Consider the following 1,280-nt stretch of genomic DNA (forward strand, 5'->3'; position numbering starts at 1 on the left):
CACTTTACTCTCGAGCGCGCGATCGCGTAACCCAGGCTAAGTAACACGCGATCGATATATTCAGCAAACCCTAAATAGGGCTTGCTGAATAAAAGCCAAAAGATTTACGAGGTCTGGGTTATGCGATCGTGCGCTCGAGAGTCATCGCCGTGAAAAACAGGTAAAATAGGTCAAAACCCGTGCATAACCACCTGCGATCATGTACCGAAAAGTTGAGCTTGCCCCAAAACCCCCATCCGAATTTGAACTGCCCTTCGGAGGAAGCTTGTCACCAGATAACCGTTGGGTAAAAATGGCCGAAGTTATCCCGTGGTCTGAATTTGAAGCAGAATATGCTAAAAACTTCCCCACAGAAGTGGGTGCACCCGCCAAATCCTTTCGGATCGCGTTGGGGGCATTAATCATCAAAGAAAAACTGGGAATTAGCGATCGGGAAACAGTCTAACAAATCCGGGAAAACCCCTATTTGCAATACTTTATCGGTCAATTAGCTTATAGTAATGAACTCGCATTTGACCCATCTCTATTAGTTCACTTTCGGCAACGAATTAGTTCCAACCTCATTAATAAAGTGAACGAACGAATGGTCGAAAAAATGTGTTCCACCACCCCAGTTAAGACAGAAAAAAAAAAGGATTCGGACGCCAAAAATGAGTCACCCAATCGCGGAAAGTTGATCGTAGATGCGACCTGCGCCCCGGCCGACATGAGTTATCCGACCGACTTAGGACTATTAAACGGAGCCAGAGTTCACACCGAAAAAATTATAGATATCCTCTATAAACCGCTCAAAGACCAAATCCCGAAAAAACCCAGAACCTACCGTAATCTCGCCCGAAAAAATTACTTATTAATAGCCAAACAAAGAAGACCATCCCGCAACAAAAAAAGACAGGCAATTAAAAAACAACTCCAATATATCAAAAGAAACTTGGCTCATATTGAACAGCTAATCGATTCAGGTGCGACCCTAGAAGGTTTGAATAAAAAGCAATATAAAACTTTGCTAGTCCTCACAGAAGTCTATCGCCAACAGCAATGGTTATTTGACAACAATAAACAGAGTATATCGGATAGAATAGTAAGTTTAAGCCAACCCCACATCCGTCCGATAGTCAGAGGAAAAGCCGGAAAAAATGTAGAGTTTGGAGCCAAACTATCCGCCAGTTGCTTTGAAGGGTATGTATTCTTAAACCGAATGAGGGTTCTTCTGGGTTTTTGGTGAAAACCGTATAATGAGATACCACTACTTGATTTCTACCCTATGGATATTCATCTGG

General features: G+C 42.8%; 1 pseudogene. It reads left to right on the plus strand.

Annotated elements, in window-relative coordinates:
- Positions 1-199 precede the first annotated feature (199 nt).
- Positions 200-1,201: pseudogene (locus tag QUA04_RS29675) on the plus strand (IS5 family transposase); the annotation flags it as partial.
- Positions 1,202-1,280: the final 79 nt, after the last annotated feature.

The sequence above is a fragment of the Microcoleus sp. S13_C5 genome, from assembly GCF_036700845.1.
GTDB lineage: Bacteria > Cyanobacteriota > Cyanobacteriia > Cyanobacteriales > Microcoleaceae > Microcoleus.